We start from the raw sequence: 19,656 nt of genomic DNA, 5'->3' as shown, positions 1-19,656 counted from the left end.
GGGGGATTACATGGCGAACGGTGAGGCGAACGACTCAGACGTTGACGCCGAACGAGCGGGCCAGAGGACCCAGGCCGCCCTTGAAGCCCTGGCCGACGGCGCGGAACTTCCATTCGCTGCCGTGGCGGTAGAGTTCACCAAAGATCATCGCGGTTTCGGTCGAGCTGTCTTCGGACAGGTCGTAGCGCGCGATTTCGGTTTCGCCGGCGGCGTTCAGGCAGCGGATGTACGCCTTGCTGACCTGGCCGAAGCTCTGGCGGCGCGTCTCGGCATCGTGGATGGTGACGCAGAACGAGATCTTGTCGATGTCGGCCGGCACACGGTTCAGTTCAACGGCGATCTTTTCGTCGTCGCCCTCGCCCTGGCCGGTGGTGTTGTCGCCTGCGTGGACCACAGAACCGTCGGTCGATTTCAGGTTGTTATAGAAGATGAAGTCGGTATCGCCGCGCACTTTGGCGTCGGTCTTGAGCAGGAAGGCGCTGCCGTCCAGGTCGAAAGCGGAACCGTCGGTCGAGCGGGGATCCCAGCCCAGGCCGATGATGACCTTGGTGAGGCCCGGCGCCTCCTTGCTCAGGTTGACGTTGCCGCCTTTTTGCAGACTGATTGCCATACGAACTCCTTGTTCCGTTGAGGGTTGACTGGCCGCCGGTACACTGGCGAACCTCGGGGGATGGTGCCGCCAATATAGGCGGTAACCGATCAATTGTACATGGGGCCGCGGCGCGCGGATTTCAACCGTTTTTCATAGGAGAATGTACGTACTTGCGGCCCACAAAAGTCAGCCCCGCGTGCGTAACGGGCGAAAGAACGCGCGGATCTCTTCGGCCAGCATCGCGGGCTGTTCGAGCGCCGCGAAATGCCCGCCCGCCGGCATTGTGTTCCATTGCCGCACGTCGAAGCTGCGCGCGACCCAGCTGCGCGGCGGCATCGGCAGCTCGAACGGGAACACGGCCACGCCCAGCGGCGGCGCAACGCGCGCCGTCAGCGCCATGGGCCGGGCGCGGCCTTCGACATACATGCGAAAGGATGACCCAATCGATCCCGTGAACCAGTACAGGCTGATATTGGCCAACAGTGTGTCGAGGTCGATGGGACCATCGCTCCAGGCCTGGAATTTTTCGGCGATCCACGCGGCCAGGCCGGCCGGCGAATCGTGCAGGCCCACTGCCAGCGTGTGCGGCTTTGTGCCCTGCAGCCGCGCGTAGGCGCCTTCGCGATCCAGAAAGTCGGCGGCGCGGCGCAGGAAATCCCGTTCGTCGTCTGTCAGCTGTTCGCTATCCGCCAGCAGTGGCCGGAACGAGCCGGGGATGTAGTTCAGGTGCATGCCGATGACCTGCTCCGGGAAGCGTTGGCCCAGCCACGCGCTCACGCCGGCGCCGATGTCGCCGCCCTGCGCGCCGAAGCGCGGGTAGCCCAGGCCCGTCATCAGTTCGGCCCACAGGCCCGCGGTTTCGAATGCGCCGATGCCCTTGCGCGTGGGTTGCGACGAATAGCCGAAGCCGGGCAGCGATGGCGCCACCACGTGGAAGCTGTCGCGCGGATCGGCACCGTGCGCGCCCGGGTCGGCCAGCAGCGGGATGATCGCTTCCATCTCGAGAAACGAGCCGGGCCAGCCATGCGTGAGCACCAGCGGCATCGGATCGGGCCCGGCGCCGCGCTGGTGGACAAAGTGGATGGTATGGTCCTGCACGCGTGCAAGGTACTGCGGCAGGCGATTCAGGCGTGCTTCGACCGCGCGCCAGTCGAAGCCGTCGCGCCAGTGCGTCAGCAACTGCGTCAGGAAAGCGGGATCGATGCCTTCGCTCGATCCCTGCCCGGCGATGGCTGGCGCGAGGCGGGTACGCGCCAGGCGCGTCTGCAGGTCGGCCAGGTCGGCCTCGGGAACGGCGATGTGAAACGGTGCGATGTGCATGGCGATCGGGAGCTGGGAAGGTAGCGCCGATTGTAAGGTGCCTTGGAGGCGGCGCACGATCTGGAGGATCAGGCAAAGACCGGCCAGCTTCCGGCAACGGCGCGGGCGGCGCGGCTCACATACTGGTGGCTCTCTCCAACCTACAAGGAATCACCATCATGACCACGATCGCTCTCGTTACCGGCGCCAGCCGCGGCCTCGGACGCAACACCGCACTGCACATCGCCCGCCGTGGCGGCGACGTGATCATCACGTACCAGAGCCGCCTGGCCGAGGCCCAGAAAGTGGTCGACGAAGTGCGCGCGCTGGGCCGCCAGGCGCTGGCGCTGCAGCTCGACGTGGGCGACGTCGCCAGCTTCCCCGCGTTTGCCGCCAGCCTGCGCGCAGCGCTGGCAGAAACCTGGGGCCGCGAACAGTTCGACCACCTCGTCAACAATGCGGGCCACGGCGCCATGGCGCCTATCGCCGACACCACCGAGGCGCAGTTCGACCATCTGGTCGACGTCCACTTCAAGGGCGTGTTTTTCCTGACGCAGGCGCTGCTGCCGGTGCTGGCCGACGGTGGACGCATCGTGAACCTGTCGTCCGGCCTGACGCGCGTCTCGCTGCCGGGCTTTGGTGCGTATGCGGCCGTCAAGGGCGCGGTCGAGGTCCTGAGCGTGTATCTGGCGAAGGAACTGGGCGGGCGCGGCATCGCGGTCAATGCCGTGGCGCCCGGTGCGATCGAGACGGATTTCCTGGGCGGCGCGGTGCGCGACACGCCGGATCTGAATGGTGTTTTTGCCAGCATGACGGCGCTGGGCCGGGTGGGGGTGCCGGACGATATCGGGCCGATGATCGCCAGCCTGCTGGGGCAGGACAATCGCTGGATCAACGGTCAGCGTATCGAAGTCTCGGGTGGCCAGGCGATTTGAGGCGCCTTGAGCTCAGGCGGCGTGCAGGCGCTCGTGCGCGGCGCTCACGTCGCGCACCGGCGGCAGCCCGAACATGCGCCCGTACTCGCGCGTGAATTGCTGCACGCTCTCGTAGCCGACCGCATGGGCGGCCGTGCTGGCGTTGACGCCGTCGGCGAGCATCAGGCGGCGCGCCTCGATCAGGCGCAGCTGCTTCTGGAACTGCAGTGGCGTGAGCGAGGTCACCGCGCGAAAGTGCTGGTGGAACGAGGAAGGACTCATGCCGGCCAGGCCGGCCAGCTGCTCCACCGGGAGCCGGCGTGCATAGTCGGTGCGCAGCAGCGCGACGGCGCGCGCCACGCGGCGCACGTGACTGTCGGGCAGGCCAAGGCGCCGCACCGCCGCGCCGTGGCGGCCGGCCAGCAGCCAGTAATGGAATTCACGTACCAGCGCGGCCTGCAGCACCGGCAGCGCGGCGGGCCGCTCGATCAACCCCATCAGGCGCAGGGCGGTGTCCGCCAGGTGTGTATCGGTCGGCGCGCTGCGCACCGGCGCGCCGGTGGATTCTTCGATCGTCGCCATGTCGGTGGCCAGATCGGCAATCACGGCCGGATTCAGGTCGAGCACCAGTGAACAGTAGGGCGCCGCGCTGCTGGCCTGCGTGATCTGGCTGGCGGTAGGCACGTCGGCCATGATCAAGAGAGAATCGCCCGCATGGAACGTGAGTGTTTGCCCGCCCGTGCTGACCTCTTTGCTGCCTTGCAGGACCAGGCAGGCCAGCGGGCGGGCGATCTGGCAATTGATGGCAGTGCGTTCGCCCGAGTGGATCGCGACCAGGCCGGCGATCGGCGTGGGGGCGATGCCGTCGCGGTCGGCCTGAAGGGCGGCGTAGCGCAGGACGCGGGCGAGAAGTGGCGTGTGCATGCGCCAAGTGTAGCGCGAGGATGCCACGTCAGGCAGCTTTCCCCAGCGATGCATCGGCGTCGTTGCCTGCCTGGGCGCTGTCGTGCGGCCGCGCTTCACGCGTGAGCTGCACGGTCTGCACCGGCAAGGCCAGCGCCACGTCCTGCGCCTGCAGCAGCGCCACGATGCGCAGGTAGATCTCCTGCTGGATATCCATGTAGATCGTGTAGTCGGTGTTGTCGACGTAGTACACGACTTCGTAGTTGAAGCTCGGCGCGGCCAGGCCGCTCAGGTGGGCGCGGTCGAAGCGTACCTGCGGCTGGGCGCGCACGATCTCTTCCAGCAGTGCCGGCAGCGCGCGCAGGAGCGGTTCCGGCGTGCGGTGCGACACGCCGAACCCGAACACCACGCGGCGCGACGCCATCCGGCGCAGGTTCTGGATGCGGCTCTTGAGCAGGTCGTTGTTCGAAAACACGATCTGCTCGCCGCCCAGGCTGCGCACGCGGGTCGTCTTCAAACCGATCTTCTCCACCGTGCCGAGCATCTTGTCGACGATGATGAAGTCGCCCACGACGAACGGTTTGTCGAGCACGATCGAGAGCGACGCGAACAGGTCGCCCAGGATGCTCTGCACCGCCAGCGCGATGGCGATACCGCCGATACCCAGGCTGGCCACGAGCGTGGTGATGTTCACGCCCAGGTTGTCGAGCACCATCAGCGCGACGATCGCCCACAGCGCCACGCGTACCAGGAAGGTAATTGCGGCAGACGAGGTAACGCGGTCCGGGTCTTCGCTGCTGCGCTGCGCGCGCGTGACGCGCAGCCAGGTGCGCAGGCCCGTATCGCCCCATAGCGCGACCTGGATCAAGAGCGCCGTGATGGCGAAGCGGCCAATGAACAGGTCCGCTTTCGCGGGCAGGGTCAGCAGGCTGGCGCCGACATACAGGCCGACGAAGCCCAGCACCACCAGCTTCGTCGAGCGCAGCGTGGCGGCGGCGATGTCGTGCAGGAGCGTGTGCGTGCCCGCTTCGGTCCGCGTGGCCCCCGCACCCAGGCGCCGTGCGACGATCGACTTGAACGCGTCCAGGCCGATGGTGACGGCCACCATGGCCGCCAGCGCGATCAGCCAGTCAGCGACGGGATTGGCAAGGATGATGTAGTTCATGTCAGGCCGCGGCGCGTTCTTCGACCGGTTGTTCGGCGCCCGGCGCCGGCAATGCCGCCAGCGCGGCCAGGAAGTCGTCGCCCCACCGCGTCACATCGTGACCGCGCACGATCGCCGCCATGCGCCCGGCGCGGTACGCCACTTCGTCGGCGCCCATCGTCAGCGCGTCGTACAGCGTGGCGCTCATCGCGTTGGCGTCGTACGGGTTGACCAGCAGCGCGCCGTGCAGCTCGACGGCGGCGCCGGCGAACTCGGACAGCACCAGCGTGCCGGGCCGGCCCGTCGCATGGCGGGTGGCGACGTATTCCTTGGCCACCAGGTTCAGGCCATCGCGCAGCGGCGTGATCCAGGCGATGTCGCAGGCAGCGTAGTGGGCCACTACCTCTTCGAACGGCAGGCTGCGGTAGAAGTAGCGCACCGGCACCCAGTCCATCGTGGAGAAGCGCCCGTTGATGCGCCCGACGATGCGGTCCAGGTCTTCGCGCAGGCTGTCGTAGATGTCCATGCCGCTGGCGGCCGGCGTGATGATGTTCAGCAGCGTGACCTTGCCCAGCAATTCCGGGTGCTGTTCGAGCATGCGTTCATAGGCCTGCAGCTTTTCCAGCGAGCCTTTCACGTAATCGAGGCGTTCGATCGAAACGATCCCGGTCTTGCCGTCCAGGTAGGCGTCGATCCCGGCGATCTGCTGCTGCACGGCGTCGGTCTCGACCAGCGCGTCGATCAGGTCCGTGTTGGTGCCGACCGGATGGGCGCCCAGCGCGACCTGGCGGCCATTCACCTCGAGCGCGGTGGTCATGTGATCGACGCCCAGCGCGCAGCCGAAGGTCAGGAAGCGCGGCGCGCAGCCCACGCCATCGACGACCTGCACCGGCGCGCACGAACGGGCGGCGTCGACGAAGTTCTCGACGTAGCGCGGGATGTGAAAGCCCACGTAGTCGCACTGCAGCAGGCTGCCGATGATGTCGCGCCGCCATGGCAGGATGTTGAAGACGTCGCTCGACGGGAACGCCGTGTGGTGGAAGAACGCGATCTTCAGGTCGGGGCGCAGCGGGCGCAGGAAGGCCGGCACCATCCACAGGTTGTAGTCGTGGATCCAGGCGGTGGCGCCGTACGCCGCTTCGCGCGCGGTCTGCTCCGCGAACAGGCGGTTGATCTCGAGGTAGCGTTCCCAGTGGTCCTGGCGGAACACGGCCTTGTCGGGGAACGAAAAGATGATCGGCCAGAACGCCTCTTTCGAGAACTTCTTGTAGAACTGGTCGATGTCGTCCGGCGTGAGCGCGATGCGGGCGGCCTTCAGGTGCGGGTAGCGCGCCGCATCGACCGCGACGTGCGGGGCAAAGTCTGCCGGGCTGCGGCTGTCCTGCTGCGACCACGCGACCCACGAGCCCTTGCGCCCGCCGGCGAAAAAGCTCAGCAACGTCGGCATGATGCCGTTGGGGCTTTTCGGGCGCCGCGCGTACGTGACGCCATTCTCGAGCACTTCGTCGTAGGGCAGGCGGTGATACACCATCACCAGCTCGGCGTCGCCGCAGGCCGTGGCGGCGGCAGGGCTGTCGTCGCCATCGAAGCGCAGGCCATGGCGGCCAAGGGCTTCGAGGATGCCGCCGCAGCCGGTGGCGTCGGCCACCACCACGCGCGGCGACTTGCGCACGGCTTCGACCAGCGCCGGTTCGGCCGCGCCCACGACCACGCCGCGAAATCCCGCCTCGAACATCGACAGGTCATTCAAGGTGTCGCCCGCCACCAGGATATGGGCCGGATCGAACCCGGCCACCTCGGCCAGGCGGCGCACCGCGGCACCCTTGCCGACGCCGCGCGGGAGCACGTCGAGGTACTGCCCGGCCGAGAACAGCAGGTCGCAGCCGAGGGCGTCGACCGCCGCGCGCAGCTCTGGCGTGATGGCGGACTCGGTCGCATAGAACGAGCAGCGCCGCTCCTGCGGCACGAGCTGGCGCACCAGCTGAGGAAAGCCCCTGAGCGCGCGCAGCACCTCGTGGGTACCGGGCCAGGTGGCGGCGATCTCGTGCGCGAGCGGCTCGACCGGGCGCAGGTCGGCATCGACGATCGTCGCGCCGACGTCGGCAACGATGTAATGGGGGCGCGGGACGGTCGGATCGCTCAGCAGTGGAATGACGGTTTCCAGGCCGCGACCGGTGACGAAGACCAGTTTGGCGCCGGGCAGGGCGCCCGAGAACAGTTCACGGATGCGGCGCCGCGCTTCGTGGGTACCGGCCAGCAGCGTTCCGTCGAGGTCGGTCGCCAGGACCAGGCGGGAAGGGTCCAGCAGGCGGGGCCAGCGTTGCGTATCAATGACAGTCATATAAATCCTTGCAGCAATGCGTCCGCCAGCAGACCAGGGGTGGACTGACGGCGCAGGTCGGGGCACGCGAAGTCGCCGGGGAGGCGCGCGGGCCGGGGAAAGGCGGATGGCGCGAAGCGCGCTTTGTTGTACGAAGAATTGCGCGTTCGACAGGGCCGGGGCCGCCAGGCGGAGGAGAGCGGGCAGCGCCGGCATGGATGCCGGAAAATCACGTGTGCCAGGTGCGCACGACAAAGCCCGTCCTCAAAATACATTTGTACAATAACATTTTGTTGCACCTGGCACAACCGGCGATTTGCCTCGGCTGCTGCGTTCGGGTCACGCCAATGTTCTGCCGAAAAGTTGAATCGCCGAAAAAAGCTATTGCAAAAGTTCCAGCATGCCTCGTATAATTCGGCTCCCCGGGCGGTTAGTTCAGTTGGTTAGAATACTTGGTCGACATCCAAGGGGTCGCAGGTTCGAATCCTGCACCGCCCACCAGAAATTCAAGTCGCAGGCTCCCAGCAATGGTTGATGCCTGTAGAGACAAGGCGCACGATGCTGTGCCTGTCTGTGCCGTTCAGCTCGAACGGATTCTTCATTCTCCAGATACTGCGAAAAGCGCAACAGGACCGGTCTCGATGCCGATTTTTCCTGTTGCGCCGTTGCCGTTTGCGCGCTATACTAGCCGGCTTCGGTACGGGTGCGTCTTTTATTGCCCGTATTATTTAGTAGTTCAACTACCCCCGCCCAATCGTAGGTGGGAATGGAGAAAAAATGAGCTTGGGCCTTCTCGGTCGCAAGGTTGGCATGATGCGTATCTTCACGGACGAGGGTGATTCAATCCCTGTCACCGTGCTGGATGTGTCGAACAACCGTGTCGCACAAATCAAAACCCCTGAAACTGATGGCTACACCGCAGTTCAGGTCGTCTACGGTCAACGTCGTGCTTCGCGCGTGACGAAAGCCGCTGCCGGTCACTACGCCAAAGCTGGCGTCGAAGCCGGTACGATGCTGAAAGAATTCCGCATCGATTCCACCAAAGCCGCCGAACTCAAAGCCGGTGACACCATCGATGCTTCGCTGTTCGAAGTGGGCCAGAAAATCGACGTGCAAGGCACCTCGATCGGTAAGGGCTACGCCGGTACCATCAAGCGTCACAACTTCGCATCGGGCCGTGCTACCCACGGTAACTCGCGTTCGCACAATGTTCCTGGCTCGATCGGTATGGCCCAGGATCCAGGCCGCGTGTTCCCAGGCAAGCGCATGACCGGTCACATGGGCGACGTCACCGTCACCACCCAGAACCTGGAAGTTGCTCGCATCGACACCGAACGTCAGCTGCTGCTGATCAAAGGTGCCGTACCTGGCGCGAAGAACGGCCAAGTGGTCGTCAAGCCTGCTGTTAAAACCAAACTCAAGAAAGGAGCGTAAGCCATGGAACTGAAGCTCCTGAATGAGCAAGGTCAAGACGGCGCCAATGTTGCAGCCGCCGATGAAGTGTTCGGTCGTGAATACAACGAAGCCCTGATTCACCAAGTCGTCGTCGCCTACGCTGCTAACGCACGTGGCGGTAACCGCAAGCAGAAAGATCGTGAAGAAGTCCACCACACGACCAAGAAGCCATGGCGCCAAAAAGGTACCGGCCGCGCTCGTGCTGGTATGTCGTCGTCGCCACTGTGGCGCGGCGGTGGTCGTATCTTCCCGAACAGCCCAGAAGAAAACTTCACGCACAAAGTTAACAAGAAGATGTTCCGCGCAGGTATCTGCTCGATCTTCTCGCAACTGGCCCGCGAAGGCCGTCTGAGTGTCGTCGAGAACCTGTCGATCGAAGCACCAAAGACCAAGCTGCTGTCGCAGAAACTGCTGGGCATGGGTCTGGACTCGGTCCTGGTGATCACCGATACCATCGATGAAAACCTCGAGCTGGCATCGCGCAATCTGCCGCACGTTCTGGTCGTTGAGCCTAAGCACGCTGACCCGATGTCGCTGGTGTTCTACAAGAAAATCCTGGTCACGAAAGCTGCTCTGGCCAAGATCGAGGAGATGTACGCATGAGCGCCGCAATCAAATTTAGCGAAGAGCGCCTGATGAAGGTGCTGCTGGCTCCGATCATTTCCGAGAAGGCTACCTTCGTCGCGGAAAAGAACGAGCAGATCGTGTTCAAGGTCATGCCTGACGCGACCAAGCCAGAAATCAAGGCTGCTGTCGAACTGCTGTTCAAAGTCGAGGTCGAATCGGTCCAGACGTTGAACCGTGAAGGCAAGCAGAAGCGTTCGGGCCGTTTCAACGGTCGTCGCAACCACACCAAGCGTGCTTTCGTGTGCCTGAAGCCAGGCCAGGAAATCAATTTTGTCGAGGAGGCTAAATAATGGCACTCGTTAAGATGAAGCCAACCTCCCCAGGCCGTCGCGGCATGGTGAAAGTTGTGACTGAAGGCCTGTACAAAGGTCGTCCATTCGCAGCCCTGGTTGAAAAGAAATCGAAAACTGCCGGCCGTAACAACAACGGTCACATCACCACCCGTCACATGGGCGGCGGTCACAAGCAGCATTACCGTCTGGTCGACTTCAAGCGCCAGAAGGACGGCATCCCTGCCAAGGTCGAGCGTATCGAATACGACCCGAACCGTACCGCGCACATTGCACTGCTGTGCTACGCGGACGGTGAGCGTCAGTATGTCATCGCCACCAAGAACATGGCTGTCGGCGATAGCATCATGAATGGCTCGGAAGCGCCGATCAAGGCCGGTAACTGCCTGCCGATCCGCAACATCCCGGTCGGTACCATCATGAACTGCGTCGAAATGCTGCCAGGTAAGGGTGCCCAGATGGCCCGTACCGCCGGCGCCGGCGTCGTGCTGATGGCACGTGAAGGCACCTACGCTCAGGTTCGCCTGCGCTCGGGTGAAGTCCGTCGCGTGCACATCGAGTGCCGCGCTACCATTGGCGAAGTCGGCAATGCCGAACACAGCCTGCGCAAGATCGGTAAAGCTGGCGCGATGCGCTGGCGTGGTGTTCGTCCAACCGTTCGCGGTGTGGTCATGAACCCTGTCGATCACCCGCACGGTGGTGGTGAAGGTAAAACTGCAGCCGGTCGTCACCCAGTGTCCCCATGGGGCCAGCAGACCAAGGGTAAGAAGACGCGTTCGAACAAGCGTACTTCGTCGATGATCGTTTCGCGCCGCGGCAAGAAATAAGGATAAAAAATGACTCGTTCATTGAAAAAAGGGCCGTTTATTGACGCCCACCTGGTGAAAAAAGTCGAAGCCGCGCAAGCGAACAAAGACAAAAAGCCAGTCAAAACCTGGTCGCGCCGCTCGACGATCTCCCCAGACTTCATCGGTCTGACGATCGCTGTTCACAACGGCAAGCTGCACGTTCCTGTGTATGTGTCGGAGAACATGGTCGGCCACAAGCTCGGCGAGTTCGCGCTGACCCGTACGTTCAAGGGCCACGCCGCTGACAAGAAGGCGAAAAAATAATGGAAACTAAAGCTATCCTCAAAGGCGTGCGCCTGTCGGAACAAAAAGGCCGCCTGGTGGCCGATCTGATCCGCGGCAAGAAAGTTGACGCAGCACTCAACATTCTGCAATTCAGCCCAAAAAAGGGCGCGACGATCATCAAGAAGGTTCTCGAGTCGGCTATCGCCAACGCGGAACACAATGATGGCGCGGACATCGACGAACTGAAAATCGTTCAGATCTATGTCGAAAAAGGCCCGATCCTGAAGCGTTTCACGGCACGTGCAAAAGGCCGCGGCGATCGTATTTCTAAACAATCCTGTCACATTTACGTGACTGTCGGTAACTAAGGAGTCACAGAATGGGTCAGAAAATCCACCCAACCGGCTTCCGCCTGGCGGTCACCCGTAACTGGTCGTCGCGTTGGTATGCTGGTAACGGCAACTTCGCAGCCATGCTGCTGGAAGACCTGGAAGCACGCGCTTTCCTGAAAAAGAAGCTGAAGAACGCTTCGGTCGGTCGCATCGTCATCGAGCGTCCTGCCAAGAACGCGCGTTTCACCATTTACTCGTCGCGTCCTGGTGTCGTGATCGGTAAAAAAGGCGAAGACATCGAAGTGCTGAAGTCGTCGCTGGCGAAGATCATGGGCGTGCCAGTGCACGTCAATATCGAAGAGATCCGCAAGCCTGAGATCGATTCGCAGCTGATCGCCGATTCGATCTCGCAACAGCTCGAAAAGCGCATCATGTTCCGTCGTGCAATGAAGCGCGCGATGCAAAATGCGATGCGTCTGGGCGCTGTCGGCATCAAGATCATGTCGTCGGGTCGCCTGAACGGCATCGAAATCGCACGTACCGAATGGTACCGCGAAGGTCGCGTGCCACTGCACACCCTGCGCGCCGATATCGACTACGGCACCAGCGAAGCATCGACCACGTACGGCATCATCGGCGTCAAGGTCTGGGTCTACAAGGGCGACCGTTCGGTCACCGGCGAAGCACCAGTCATCGACACCCCGCCGGACGACAAGAAGCCACGCGGCCCACGTCGTGACGATGGCAAGCCATCGCGCGGCCCACGCCCAGCAGGCGGCGCACGTCCAGCCGCAGCGCCAGTTGTCCGCGCTCGTCCAGCTGTCAAGCTGGCGACCCCGGCTGCCGCTGCACCTGCTGCTGCCCCAGCTGAGAAAGCAGGAGAATAAGCATGCTGCAACCATCGCGCAGGAAGTATCGTAAAGAGCAGAAAGGCCGTAACACCGGCATTTCGCACACCCGCGGCACCGCGGTCTCGTTCGGTGAATTCGGTCTGAAGGCAGTTGCCCGCGGCCGTATCACTGCACGTCAGATCGAAGCGGCACGTCGTGCCATGACCCGTCACATCAAGCGTGGCGGTCGTATCTGGATCCGTATCTTCCCGGACAAACCGATTTCGAACAAGCCAGCTGAAGTTCGTATGGGTAACGGTAAAGGTAACCCGGAATACTACGTCGCTGAAATCCAGCCAGGCAAAGTCCTGTATGAGATGGACGGCGTTGATGAAACCCTGGCGCGCGAAGCATTCCGCCTGGCCGCTGCCAAACTGCCACTGGCTACCACGTTCGTGGTTCGCCAGGTCGGTCAATAACAGGAGTTGTATATGAAAGCATCGGAACTCCGCGGCAAGGACCAGGAAGCGCTGCAGAAGGAGCTGAACGAGCTGCTCAAGGCCCAATTTGGTCTGCGCATGCAAGTCGCCACCCAGCAGCTCGGGAATACCTCGCAGCTCAAGAAAGTACGTCGCGATATCGCGCGTGTGAAGACTGTGATGAACACGAAGGAAGCCAAATGAACGACACCACTAAAACGGCGCTGAAGCGTACGCTGGTCGGTAAAGTCGTGTCCGACAAAATGGACAAGACGGTAACCGTACTGATCGAACGTCACGTCAAGCATCCGCTGTACGGCAAGATCATCGTGCGCTCGAACAAGTATCACGCGCACGACGAAGCGAACGAAGCGAAAATTGGCGACACCGTCGAGATCGCAGAAGGTCGCCCGATCTCGAAGACGAAAGCCTGGACGGTCACCCAGGTGCTGTTGGTAGCACCAGTCCTCTAAGCTTTAAAAATTGTCTTGCGTGGCCCGCTGGTATCTGAGATACTAGCGGGCTTCGTTCATGTGTTGCCGCAGTTTGTCCCCCTCGGCAAGTGCGGCCTGTAACGAAAGCGTTATTGGAAAGTCCAATCACCCAATCGTCATGCTCCAGCAGGGGCGTTACGGCGGGACCAAGACTGACCGCAGGCCCACAAATTGTGGGGTTTCTTCGGCTTAAGTTGGGAAAGAAAATACTATGATTCAAACCGAAAGCCGGCTCGAAGTAGCCGACAACACGGGTGCAAAGGAAGTTCTGTGCATCAAGGTGTTGGGCGGCTCAAAGCGCCGTTACGCGAGCATTGGCGACATCATCAAGGTCACCGTTAAAGTCGCAGCCCCACGTGGTCGCGTCAAAAAAGGTGAAATTTACAATGCCGTGGTTGTGCGCACCGCAAAAGGTGTGCGTCGCCCGGATGGTTCCCTGGTCAAGTTCGACGGCAATGCCGCTGTCCTGCTGAACGCCAAGCTGGAGCCAATCGGTACCCGTATCTTCGGACCAGTGACGCGCGAGCTGCGCACTGAAAAGTTCATGAAGATCGTGTCGCTGGCACCTGAAGTTCTGTAAGGATACGACATGGATAAGATTCGTAAAAACGACGAAGTCATCGTTCTGGCCGGGAAAGACAAGGGCAAGCGCGGTGTCGTTCAACAGCGTGTAGACGCTGAACACGTCATCGTCGAAGGCGTCAACGTCGCTAAAAAAGCGACCAAGCCTAACCCGATGACCGGTGTTACTGGTGGTATCGTCGACAAGACAATGCCGATTCACGTGTCGAATGTCGCGCTGTTCAACGCAGCGACCGGCAAGGCAGATCGCGTTGGCTTCAAAGACCAGGACGGCAAAAAAGTCCGCGTCTTCAAGTCGAGCGGCGAAGTAGTGAAGGGGTAAGAATAAATGGCCCGTCTCCAAGCAATTTACAAAGAAAAAGTCGTCGCCGAGCTGACCGAGAAATTCGGTTACAAGTCGGTGATGGAAGTGCCACGTCTGACCAAGATCACCTTGAACATGGGTCTGTCGGAAGCAGTCGCTGACAAGAAGATCATCGAGCACGCCACTGGCGACCTGACGAAGATCGCCGGCCAGAAGCCAGTGATCACCAAGGCACGCAAGGCAATCGCTGGTTTCAAGATCCGCGAAGGCTACCCGATCGGCACGATGGTGACCCTGCGCGGCGCCCGTATGTACGAATTCCTGGACCGTTTCATCACCGTGGCTCTGCCGCGCGTGCGTGACTTCCGCGGTGTCAATGGTAAATCGTTCGATGGTCGCGGCAACTACAACATCGGTGTCAAGGAACAGATCATCTTCCCAGAGATCGACTACGACAAGATCGATGCACTGCGTGGCATGAACATCTCGATTACCACGACTGCTAAGACCGACGAAGAAGCCAAAGCGCTGCTCGCCGCCTTCAAATTCCCGTTCAGGAACTAAGAGCAATGGCAAAACTTTCACTGATTAACCGCGAAAAGAAGCGTGCAGACCTGGTGGAGAAATTCGCCCCGAAGCGTGCCGCTCTTAAAGCGATCATCGACGACCAGTCGAAGACGGAAGAAGAACGCTACGAAGCGCGTCTGAAGCTGCAGGCTCTGCCGCGCAACTCGGCGCCGACCCGTCAGCGTAACCGCTGCGCCATCACTGGCCGTCCACGTGGCACTTTCCGTAAATTCGGTCTGGCACGTACTAAACTCCGCGAATTCGCCATGAAGGGCGAAATTCCTGGTATGACCAAAGCAAGCTGGTAATAGGAGAATATGCAATGAGTATGAGCGATCCTATCGCCGATATGCTGACCCGCATTCGCAACGCACAAGTTGTTCAGAAAACCACGGTCGCAATGCCGTCGTCAAAAGTCAAGGTTGCTATTGCCAACGTCCTGAAGGACGAGGGTTACATTGAGGATTTCGCTGTCACCTCCGAAGGTGGTAAAGCGGAACTGAAAATCGGTTTGAAGTATTACACTGGCCGTCCGGTCATCGAGCGCCTTGAGCGTGTTTCCCGTCCTGGCCTGCGTATCTACAAAGGTAAAGACGAGATCCCAACCGTCATGAACGGCCTGGGCGTGGCAATCGTGTCGACCCCGCAAGGCGTCATGACTGATCGCAAAGCGCGCGCTACCGGTGTCGGTGGCGAAGTGATTTGCTACGTGGCTTAAGGAGTAGACGATGTCTCGAGTAGCTAAGATGCCTATCGCCGTCCCTGCCGGTGCCGAAGTCGCGATCAACGCGTCGTCGATCACCGTCAAGGGCCCGCTGGGCTCCCTGACCCAGGCCCTGAACGGCCTGGTCAAAGTGGAAAACAACAATGGCACGCTGACCTTCGACGTAGTCGATGATTCGCGTGAATCGAACGCCATGTCCGGCACCTTGCGTGCTCTGGTCAACAACATGGTAACCGGCGTGACCAAGGGCTTCGAGAAGAAGCTGAACCTGGTCGGCGTGGGCTACAAGGCAGCAGTGCAGGGCAACGCCCTGAACCTGTCGCTGGGCTTCTCGCACCCGGTGCTGCACGCAATGCCGGAAGGCGTTACTGCAGCAACTCCGACCCCGACCGAGATCCTGATCAAGGGTATCGATCGTCAAAAGGTCGGCCAGGTTGCCGCTGAAGTTCGCGCTTACCGCTCGCCTGAGCCTTACAAAGGCAAGGGTGTCCGTTATTCGGACGAAGTGGTGAAGCTTAAAGAAACCAAGAAGAAATAATCGGAGCTGACATGGACAAGAAAGAATCACGTCTGCGTCGTGGACGTCAGACCCGCATCAAGATCTCGCAGCTGGGCGTGAACCGTTTGTCGGTTCACCGCACCAACCTGCATATCTATGCGAACCTGATCAGCCCGGACGCAAAAGTACTGGTGTCGGCTTCGACTCTGGAAGCTGAAGTGCGCGCCGAGCTGGCAGGTCAGACTGGCGCCGGCGGCAACGCTGCAGCAGCCGCTCTGGTCGGCAAGCGCGTCGCAGAAAAGGCACTGAAAGCAGGAATCACCGAAGTCGCGTTCGATCGCTCCGGTTTCCGTTACCACGGTCGGGTGAAGGCGCTGGCGGAAGCCGCGCGTGAAGCCGGTCTGAAGTTCTAAGGAAGAATCGTCATGGCAAAAATGCAAGCGAAAATGGCAAGCGACAAGCCGGATGATGGCATGCGCGAGAAAATGATCGCGATCAACCGCGTGACCAAAGTGGTCAAGGGTGGTCGTATCATGGGTTTTGCAGCGCTGACCGTTGTCGGTGACGGCGATGGCCGCATCGGCATGGGCAAAGGCAAGTCGAAGGAAGTTCCAGTCGGCGTGCAAAAAGCGATGGAAGAAGCCCGCCGCAACCTGATCAAGGTGCCACTCAAGAACGGTACCCTGCATCACACCGTGTCCGGTCGTCACGGCGCCTCGCGCGTCATGATGATGCCAGCTAAGCCTGGTACCGGCGTGATCGCTGGTGGCGCAATGCGCGCTATCTTCGAAGTGATGGGCGTGACGGACGTGGTCGCTAAGTCGACCGGCTCGTCGAATCCATACAACCTGGTGCGCGCAACTCTCGACGGTCTGTCGAAAATGAGCACTGCTTCCGACATCGCCGCCAAGCGTGGCAAGTCGGTCGAAGACATCCTGGGTTAAGGGGAAATCACATGGCTAACACCGTTAAAGTTCAGCTCGTCAAGGGCCTGATCGGTACCCGTCAGGATCACCGTGCCACCGTGCGCGGTCTGGGTCTGCGTCGCGTCAACTCGGTCTCCGAGTTGCAAGACACCCCGTCCGTGCGTGGCATGATCAACAAAGTATCGTACCTCGTGAAAGTGGTTTCGTAAGCCCTCGGGCTTGCGAACGGAGAAATCAATGGAACTCAATACCATTCAACCAGCTGACGGCGCCAAGCACTACAAGCGTCGCGTCGGCCGCGGTATCGGCTCCGGCATCGGCAAAACTGCCGGCCGTGGTCACAAGGGTCAAAAGTCGCGTTCGGGCGGCTTCCACAAAGTCGGCTTCGAAGGCGGTCAAATGCCTCTGCAGCGTCGTCTGCCAAAGCGTGGTTTCAAATCGCTGAACGCAACGTTCAAGGCTGAAGTGCGTCTGTCCGATCTGAACAACCTGGCCGTCGGCGAAGTCGACATCCTGGTGCTCAAAGCGGCTGGCGTTCTGTCGGTTCTGGCACGTGACGTGCGCGTCATCCTGTCCGGCGAGATCACCAAAGCGGTGAACCTCAAAGGCCTGAAAGTGAGCGCCGGCGCTAAAGCGGCAATCGAAGCAGCTGGCGGCTCGGTCGCGTAAAGCGATCGCTGCCTGATCGGAGCAAAAATTGGCGACTAATTCACAACTTGGTAAAAGCGCCGCTTCCGGATTCCCATGGGCCCGGCTGTGGTTTTTGCTTGGCGCGTTGGTCGTGTACCGCATCGGTGCTCACATTCCGGTCCCCGGGATTGACCCGGTGCAGCTCGCTGCGCTGTTCAAGCAGAACGAAGGCGGCATCCTGGGCATGTTCAACATGTTCTCGGGTGGCGCCTTGTCCCGCTTTACCGTGTTCGCGCTCGGCATCATGCCTTATATTTCGGCTTCGATCATCATGCAGCTCGCATCGATCGTTTCGCCGCAACTCGAGGCGTTGAAGAAAGAGGGCGAGTCCGGCCGCCGCAAGATTACCCAGTACACCCGTTACTTCACGGTTGCGCTGGCACTCTTCCAGGCGTTCGGTATCGCTGTCGCGCTCGAAGCGCAGCCTGGCCTGGTCATTGACCCTGGTCTCGGCTTCCGTTTCGTCACCATCGTGACCCTCTTGACCGGCACCATGTTCCTGATGTGGCTGGGCGAGCAGATTACCGAGCGTGGTCTTGGCAATGGCATTTCGATCATCATCTTTGCCGGCATCGCAGCAGGTTTGCCGTCGGCGCTGGGTGGCTTGTTCACCCTGGTGTCAAACGGTTCGATCGGCAGCTTCTCGGCCATCCTGATCGTTCTGCTGATCGCTGCGGTGACGTATGCGGTGGTGTTCGTGGAACGCGGACAGCGCAAGATTCTGGTTAATTACGCGAAACGCCAGGTCGGCAACAAGATCTACGGTGGCCAAACCAGCCACCTGCCCTTGAAGCTGAACATGGCAGGCGTGATCCCGCCGATCTTCGCGTCGTCGATCATTCTGTTCCCGGCGACGATTGTCGACTGGTTCACCCGTGGCAAGGATTCCAGCGGCCCGGTGATCGGGTTCCTGAAGGATCTGGCGGCGTCGATGGCGCCGGGCGAACCAATCCACGCGTTGCTGTATGCGGTGGCGATCGTGTTCTTCTGCTTCTTCTATACCGCGCTGGTATTTAACAGCAAGGAAACGGCGGACAACTTGAAGAAAAGTGGCGCGTTTGTACCGGGCATCCGTCCGGGTGATCAGACCGCTCGCTATATCGACAAGATCCTGATGCGCCTGACCCTGGCTGGTGCTGTCTACATCACCCTGGTGTGCCTGGTGCCGGAGTTCATGACCGCCCAGTGGAAGGTTCCCTTCTACTTCGGTGGCACGTCGCTCCTGATCATCGTTGTGGTGACGATGGACTTCATGGCACAAGTACAGAACTACGTCATGTCGCAGCAATATGATTCACTGCTGCGCAAGGCGAACTTCAAGGGTGGCGTCCCGACGCGATAAGTGGTCGGGTGCATGGCGCGAATGGCAGAAGACGATGTCATCCGAATGCAAGGGGAGGTTCGAAAGGATCTCCCAAACGCGACGTTCCGCGTGAAGCTGGAAAACGAAATGTGAGCCTGGGGTCGATCTCGGGTAGAATGCGTGTTCGCTTCTGCCTGCGTGACCCGGTAATGGTGAAGTTGACCCCGTTATCGTGGTCCCGGGCTCGCATCGTATTCGGCACCAAGTAAAAACACATCATCAAGTAAACGAACCGAAGAGAGTGCAAAATGAAAGTTAACGCTTCAGTCAAGCGGATCTGCCGCAACTGCAAGATCATCAAGCGCAAGGGCGTGGTCCGTGTGATCTGCGTCGAGCCGCGTCACAAGCAGCGTCAAGGTTAATTTCGAGGAATAACGAATGGCACGTATTGCAGGGGTTAACATCCCAAATCATCAGCACACTGTTATCGGCCTGACGGCGATCTACGGTGTTGGCCGTCCGCGTTCGCAGAAAATCTGCGACGCAACCGGTATCGCGACCACCAAAAAAGTCAAGGACCTGGACGATAACGAACTCGAGAAGCTGCGTGACGAAGTCGCGAAGTTTGTCGTGGAAGGCGATCTTCGCCGCGAACTGTCCATGAACATCAAGCGTCTGATGGACTTGGGCTGCTACCGCGGCATGCGTCACCGTAAGGGCCTGCCGGTCCGCGGTCAGCGTACCCGCACCAACGCGCGTACCCGTAAGGGCCCGCGTAAGGCAGCTCAATCGCTCAAGAAATAATCTAGGAACCGACTATGGCCAAGCAACAAAGCAGCGCGGCAGCAGCGCGCGTCCGCAAGAAAGTCAAGAAGAACGTTGCCGAGGGCATCGCCCACGTGCACGCGTCCTTCAACAATACGATCATCACGATCACCGATCGTCAGGGCAATGCTCTGTCGTGGGCAACTTCCGGCGGCGCCGGCTTCAAGGGTTCGCGCAAATCGACCCCGTTCGCAGCGCAGGTTGCTGCCGAAGCTGCTGGCAAGGTCGCTCAGGAATCGGGCGTGAAGAATCTGGAAGTGCGTATCAAGGGCCCAGGCCCAGGCCGTGAATCGGCTGTGCGCGCACTGAACAACCTCGGCATCAAGATCACCGAGATCCAGGACGTCACCCCAGTTCCACACAACGGTTGCCGTCCACCAAAGCGTCGCCGTATCTAAGTTGCAGGGGAGGGTGGCTTGCCGCCAGCCCGTGTACTTGGTAATCGATGCTCGGGGCGCATAGCCCCGTTGTGTTTTCAAGAAAA

At 60.9% G+C, this 19,656-nt stretch carries 30 protein-coding genes, 1 tRNA gene and 1 pseudogene; 27 read left to right on the top strand and 5 right to left on the bottom strand.

What is annotated here, in order from left to right; translation table 11 throughout:
• Positions 1-34 precede the first annotated feature (34 nt).
• Together AC56LV_RS12785 and AC56LV_RS12780 are read right to left on the bottom strand one after the other, a co-directional pair.
• Positions 35-610, bottom strand: coding sequence for a TerD family protein (locus tag AC56LV_RS12785; protein WP_332530672.1), 576 nt, complete (start codon positions 608-610; stop codon positions 35-37).
• A 168-nt stretch (positions 611-778) separates the two neighbouring features.
• Positions 779-1,912: an epoxide hydrolase family protein gene (locus AC56LV_RS12780; RefSeq protein WP_499558127.1), complete on the bottom strand. Its 1,134-nt coding sequence runs from the start codon at positions 1,910-1,912 to the stop codon at positions 779-781.
• Between the two features lie 158 nt (positions 1,913-2,070).
• On the opposite strand from AC56LV_RS12780, the gene AC56LV_RS12775 reads away from it, so the two are divergent.
• Positions 2,071-2,826 (top strand): SDR family NAD(P)-dependent oxidoreductase, encoded by a 756-nt coding sequence (locus AC56LV_RS12775; protein WP_499558125.1) that lies wholly within the window; start codon positions 2,071-2,073, stop codon positions 2,824-2,826.
• Positions 2,827-2,838: 12 nt separating this feature from the next.
• Here AC56LV_RS12775 and AC56LV_RS12770 read toward each other — a convergent pair whose 3' ends face one another.
• Genes AC56LV_RS12770 through ggpS form a run of 3 tightly spaced genes read right to left on the bottom strand, consistent with a single transcriptional unit; the run spans position 2,839 to position 7,193 of the window.
• Positions 2,839-3,729 carry an AraC family transcriptional regulator gene (locus AC56LV_RS12770; protein ID WP_499558123.1) on the bottom strand — a complete coding sequence of 297 codons (891 nt, stop codon included), beginning with the start codon at positions 3,727-3,729 and terminating at the stop codon, positions 2,839-2,841.
• Between the two features lie 28 nt (positions 3,730-3,757).
• Positions 3,758-4,873, bottom strand: a complete 1,116-nt coding sequence (locus AC56LV_RS12765) for a mechanosensitive ion channel family protein (protein ID WP_499558121.1) — start codon at positions 4,871-4,873, stop codon at positions 3,758-3,760.
• A 1-nt stretch (position 4,874) separates the two neighbouring features.
• On the bottom strand, positions 4,875-7,193 hold the full coding sequence (gene ggpS / locus AC56LV_RS12760) for a glucosylglycerol-phosphate synthase (RefSeq protein WP_499558119.1): 2,319 nt from the start codon (positions 7,191-7,193) through the stop codon (positions 4,875-4,877).
• Between the two features lie 403 nt (positions 7,194-7,596).
• Here ggpS and AC56LV_RS12755 point away from each other — a divergent pair.
• From AC56LV_RS12755 to rpsK, 26 genes and pseudogenes are all read left to right on the top strand, one after another.
• Positions 7,597-7,673: transfer RNA gene (locus AC56LV_RS12755), tRNA-Val, on the top strand.
• Between the two features lie 276 nt (positions 7,674-7,949).
• Positions 7,950-8,606, top strand: a complete 657-nt coding sequence (rplC, locus tag AC56LV_RS12750) for a 50S ribosomal protein L3 (RefSeq protein WP_183554268.1) — start codon at positions 7,950-7,952, stop codon at positions 8,604-8,606.
• Positions 8,607-8,609: 3 nt separating this feature from the next.
• Positions 8,610-9,230 (top strand): 50S ribosomal protein L4, encoded by a 621-nt coding sequence (rplD, locus tag AC56LV_RS12745; RefSeq protein ID WP_183554266.1) that lies wholly within the window; start codon positions 8,610-8,612, stop codon positions 9,228-9,230.
• Positions 9,227-9,544 (top strand): 50S ribosomal protein L23, encoded by a 318-nt coding sequence (gene rplW, locus AC56LV_RS12740; RefSeq protein WP_183554264.1) that lies wholly within the window; start codon positions 9,227-9,229, stop codon positions 9,542-9,544. The genes rplD and rplW overlap by 4 nt, the downstream gene beginning before the upstream one ends.
• Positions 9,544-10,371 carry a 50S ribosomal protein L2 gene (gene rplB / locus AC56LV_RS12735; protein WP_183554262.1) on the top strand — a complete coding sequence of 276 codons (828 nt, stop codon included), beginning with the start codon at positions 9,544-9,546 and terminating at the stop codon, positions 10,369-10,371. The genes rplW and rplB overlap by 1 nt, the downstream gene beginning before the upstream one ends.
• 9 nt (positions 10,372-10,380) lie before the next feature.
• Entirely contained in the window at positions 10,381-10,656 is a 276-nt protein-coding gene (rpsS, locus tag AC56LV_RS12730) for a 30S ribosomal protein S19 (protein ID WP_119811777.1), read from the top strand.
• Positions 10,653-10,985 carry a 50S ribosomal protein L22 gene (rplV, locus tag AC56LV_RS12725; protein ID WP_183555278.1) on the top strand — a complete coding sequence of 111 codons (333 nt, stop codon included), beginning with the start codon at positions 10,653-10,655 and terminating at the stop codon, positions 10,983-10,985. The genes rpsS and rplV overlap by 4 nt, the downstream gene beginning before the upstream one ends.
• A gap of 11 nt (positions 10,986-10,996) precedes the next feature.
• Complete coding sequence (rpsC, locus tag AC56LV_RS12720) at positions 10,997-11,836, top strand: 30S ribosomal protein S3 (protein ID WP_332530667.1); 840 nt, start codon at positions 10,997-10,999, stop codon at positions 11,834-11,836.
• A gap of 2 nt (positions 11,837-11,838) precedes the next feature.
• Positions 11,839-12,258 (top strand): 50S ribosomal protein L16, encoded by a 420-nt coding sequence (gene rplP, locus AC56LV_RS12715; protein WP_145653055.1) that lies wholly within the window; start codon positions 11,839-11,841, stop codon positions 12,256-12,258.
• A gap of 12 nt (positions 12,259-12,270) precedes the next feature.
• Positions 12,271-12,462: a 50S ribosomal protein L29 gene (rpmC, locus tag AC56LV_RS12710; protein ID WP_123069940.1), complete on the top strand. Its 192-nt coding sequence runs from the start codon at positions 12,271-12,273 to the stop codon at positions 12,460-12,462.
• The gene (rpsQ, locus tag AC56LV_RS12705) at positions 12,459-12,731 is read left to right on the top strand and encodes a 30S ribosomal protein S17 (protein ID WP_183554240.1); all 273 of its coding nucleotides are present in this window, start codon (positions 12,459-12,461) and stop codon (positions 12,729-12,731) included. The genes rpmC and rpsQ overlap by 4 nt, the downstream gene beginning before the upstream one ends.
• A 232-nt stretch (positions 12,732-12,963) precedes the next feature.
• Positions 12,964-13,332: a 50S ribosomal protein L14 gene (gene rplN, locus AC56LV_RS12700; RefSeq protein WP_183554239.1), complete on the top strand. Its 369-nt coding sequence runs from the start codon at positions 12,964-12,966 to the stop codon at positions 13,330-13,332.
• A 9-nt stretch (positions 13,333-13,341) separates the two neighbouring features.
• On the top strand, positions 13,342-13,656 hold the full coding sequence (gene rplX / locus AC56LV_RS12695; RefSeq protein WP_171085179.1) for a 50S ribosomal protein L24: 315 nt from the start codon (positions 13,342-13,344) through the stop codon (positions 13,654-13,656).
• A 6-nt stretch (positions 13,657-13,662) separates the two neighbouring features.
• Positions 13,663-14,202 carry a 50S ribosomal protein L5 gene (gene rplE, locus AC56LV_RS12690; RefSeq protein WP_123069942.1) on the top strand — a complete coding sequence of 180 codons (540 nt, stop codon included), beginning with the start codon at positions 13,663-13,665 and terminating at the stop codon, positions 14,200-14,202.
• Positions 14,203-14,207: 5 nt separating this feature from the next.
• The gene (gene rpsN, locus AC56LV_RS12685) at positions 14,208-14,513 is read left to right on the top strand and encodes a 30S ribosomal protein S14 (RefSeq protein WP_332530666.1); all 306 of its coding nucleotides are present in this window, start codon (positions 14,208-14,210) and stop codon (positions 14,511-14,513) included.
• A gap of 14 nt (positions 14,514-14,527) precedes the next feature.
• Positions 14,528-14,923, top strand: coding sequence for a 30S ribosomal protein S8 (gene rpsH, locus AC56LV_RS12680; RefSeq protein WP_183554237.1), 396 nt, complete (start codon positions 14,528-14,530; stop codon positions 14,921-14,923).
• A gap of 10 nt (positions 14,924-14,933) precedes the next feature.
• Positions 14,934-15,467: a 50S ribosomal protein L6 gene (gene rplF, locus AC56LV_RS12675; RefSeq protein ID WP_183554236.1), complete on the top strand. Its 534-nt coding sequence runs from the start codon at positions 14,934-14,936 to the stop codon at positions 15,465-15,467.
• Between the two features lie 11 nt (positions 15,468-15,478).
• Entirely contained in the window at positions 15,479-15,841 is a 363-nt protein-coding gene (gene rplR, locus AC56LV_RS12670) for a 50S ribosomal protein L18 (RefSeq protein WP_183554234.1), read from the top strand.
• A gap of 12 nt (positions 15,842-15,853) precedes the next feature.
• Positions 15,854-16,372, top strand: a complete 519-nt coding sequence (gene rpsE, locus AC56LV_RS12665) for a 30S ribosomal protein S5 (protein WP_183554232.1) — start codon at positions 15,854-15,856, stop codon at positions 16,370-16,372.
• Positions 16,373-16,383: 11 nt separating this feature from the next.
• A complete protein-coding gene (gene rpmD, locus AC56LV_RS12660; protein WP_123069947.1) occupies positions 16,384-16,563 on the top strand; it encodes a 50S ribosomal protein L30 in 180 nt (59 codons plus the stop codon).
• A 28-nt stretch (positions 16,564-16,591) separates the two neighbouring features.
• A complete protein-coding gene (gene rplO, locus AC56LV_RS12655) occupies positions 16,592-17,023 on the top strand; it encodes a 50S ribosomal protein L15 (protein WP_183554230.1) in 432 nt (143 codons plus the stop codon).
• Between the two features lie 28 nt (positions 17,024-17,051).
• Positions 17,052-18,386 carry a preprotein translocase subunit SecY gene (secY, locus tag AC56LV_RS12650; protein ID WP_183554228.1) on the top strand — a complete coding sequence of 445 codons (1,335 nt, stop codon included), beginning with the start codon at positions 17,052-17,054 and terminating at the stop codon, positions 18,384-18,386.
• A 21-nt stretch (positions 18,387-18,407) separates the two neighbouring features.
• Positions 18,408-18,616 (top strand): annotated as a pseudogene (locus AC56LV_RS12645) (S1 domain-containing protein).
• A gap of 39 nt (positions 18,617-18,655) precedes the next feature.
• Entirely contained in the window at positions 18,656-18,769 is a 114-nt protein-coding gene (gene rpmJ, locus AC56LV_RS12640; protein ID WP_005663407.1) for a 50S ribosomal protein L36, read from the top strand.
• A gap of 16 nt (positions 18,770-18,785) precedes the next feature.
• Positions 18,786-19,151: a 30S ribosomal protein S13 gene (gene rpsM / locus AC56LV_RS12635; RefSeq protein WP_183554226.1), complete on the top strand. Its 366-nt coding sequence runs from the start codon at positions 18,786-18,788 to the stop codon at positions 19,149-19,151.
• 14 nt (positions 19,152-19,165) lie between these two features.
• The gene (gene rpsK, locus AC56LV_RS12630; protein WP_005663404.1) at positions 19,166-19,570 is read left to right on the top strand and encodes a 30S ribosomal protein S11; all 405 of its coding nucleotides are present in this window, start codon (positions 19,166-19,168) and stop codon (positions 19,568-19,570) included.
• Positions 19,571-19,656: the final 86 nt, after the last annotated feature.

The organism is Telluria sp. RB2R28, from assembly GCF_059685835.1.
The sequence above is the reverse complement of the archived record's forward strand: the minus strand, read 5'-3'. Positions and strand labels throughout refer to the sequence as shown.

Excerpts from the sequence above, each read along its gene's own strand:
- AC56LV_RS12770 (WP_499558123.1), bottom strand. The coding sequence starts at position 3,729 with ATGCACACGCCACTTCTCGCCCGCGTCCTGCGCTACGCCGCCCTTCAG.
- AC56LV_RS12785 (WP_332530672.1), bottom strand. The coding sequence starts at position 610 with ATGGCAATCAGTCTGCAAAAAGGCGGCAACGTCAACCTGAGCAAGGAG.
- rplO (WP_183554230.1), top strand. The coding sequence starts at position 16,592 with ATGGAACTCAATACCATTCAACCAGCTGACGGCGCCAAGCACTACAAG.
- rpmC (WP_123069940.1), top strand. The coding sequence starts at position 12,271 with ATGAAAGCATCGGAACTCCGCGGCAAGGACCAGGAAGCGCTGCAGAAG.
- rpsN (WP_332530666.1), top strand. The coding sequence starts at position 14,208 with ATGGCAAAACTTTCACTGATTAACCGCGAAAAGAAGCGTGCAGACCTG.
- rpmD (WP_123069947.1), top strand. The coding sequence starts at position 16,384 with ATGGCTAACACCGTTAAAGTTCAGCTCGTCAAGGGCCTGATCGGTACC.
- rplP (WP_145653055.1), top strand. The coding sequence starts at position 11,839 with ATGCTGCAACCATCGCGCAGGAAGTATCGTAAAGAGCAGAAAGGCCGT.
- rplN (WP_183554239.1), top strand. The coding sequence starts at position 12,964 with ATGATTCAAACCGAAAGCCGGCTCGAAGTAGCCGACAACACGGGTGCA.
- rplW (WP_183554264.1), top strand. The coding sequence starts at position 9,227 with ATGAGCGCCGCAATCAAATTTAGCGAAGAGCGCCTGATGAAGGTGCTG.
- rpsS (WP_119811777.1), top strand. The coding sequence starts at position 10,381 with ATGACTCGTTCATTGAAAAAAGGGCCGTTTATTGACGCCCACCTGGTG.
- ggpS (WP_499558119.1), bottom strand. The coding sequence starts at position 7,193 with ATGACTGTCATTGATACGCAACGCTGGCCCCGCCTGCTGGACCCTTCC.
- rplR (WP_183554234.1), top strand. The coding sequence starts at position 15,479 with ATGGACAAGAAAGAATCACGTCTGCGTCGTGGACGTCAGACCCGCATC.
- rpsQ (WP_183554240.1), top strand. The coding sequence starts at position 12,459 with ATGAACGACACCACTAAAACGGCGCTGAAGCGTACGCTGGTCGGTAAA.
- rplD (WP_183554266.1), top strand. The coding sequence starts at position 8,610 with ATGGAACTGAAGCTCCTGAATGAGCAAGGTCAAGACGGCGCCAATGTT.
- AC56LV_RS12780 (WP_499558127.1), bottom strand. The coding sequence starts at position 1,912 with ATGCACATCGCACCGTTTCACATCGCCGTTCCCGAGGCCGACCTGGCC.
- rpsK (WP_005663404.1), top strand. The coding sequence starts at position 19,166 with ATGGCCAAGCAACAAAGCAGCGCGGCAGCAGCGCGCGTCCGCAAGAAA.
- rpsE (WP_183554232.1), top strand. The coding sequence starts at position 15,854 with ATGGCAAAAATGCAAGCGAAAATGGCAAGCGACAAGCCGGATGATGGC.
- rpsH (WP_183554237.1), top strand. The coding sequence starts at position 14,528 with ATGAGTATGAGCGATCCTATCGCCGATATGCTGACCCGCATTCGCAAC.
- rplE (WP_123069942.1), top strand. The coding sequence starts at position 13,663 with ATGGCCCGTCTCCAAGCAATTTACAAAGAAAAAGTCGTCGCCGAGCTG.
- rplX (WP_171085179.1), top strand. The coding sequence starts at position 13,342 with ATGGATAAGATTCGTAAAAACGACGAAGTCATCGTTCTGGCCGGGAAA.
- rplB (WP_183554262.1), top strand. The coding sequence starts at position 9,544 with ATGGCACTCGTTAAGATGAAGCCAACCTCCCCAGGCCGTCGCGGCATG.
- rpsM (WP_183554226.1), top strand. The coding sequence starts at position 18,786 with ATGGCACGTATTGCAGGGGTTAACATCCCAAATCATCAGCACACTGTT.
- AC56LV_RS12765 (WP_499558121.1), bottom strand. The coding sequence starts at position 4,873 with ATGAACTACATCATCCTTGCCAATCCCGTCGCTGACTGGCTGATCGCG.
- AC56LV_RS12775 (WP_499558125.1), top strand. The coding sequence starts at position 2,071 with ATGACCACGATCGCTCTCGTTACCGGCGCCAGCCGCGGCCTCGGACGC.
- rpsC (WP_332530667.1), top strand. The coding sequence starts at position 10,997 with ATGGGTCAGAAAATCCACCCAACCGGCTTCCGCCTGGCGGTCACCCGT.
- rpmJ (WP_005663407.1), top strand. The coding sequence starts at position 18,656 with ATGAAAGTTAACGCTTCAGTCAAGCGGATCTGCCGCAACTGCAAGATC.
- rplC (WP_183554268.1), top strand. The coding sequence starts at position 7,950 with ATGAGCTTGGGCCTTCTCGGTCGCAAGGTTGGCATGATGCGTATCTTC.
- rplF (WP_183554236.1), top strand. The coding sequence starts at position 14,934 with ATGTCTCGAGTAGCTAAGATGCCTATCGCCGTCCCTGCCGGTGCCGAA.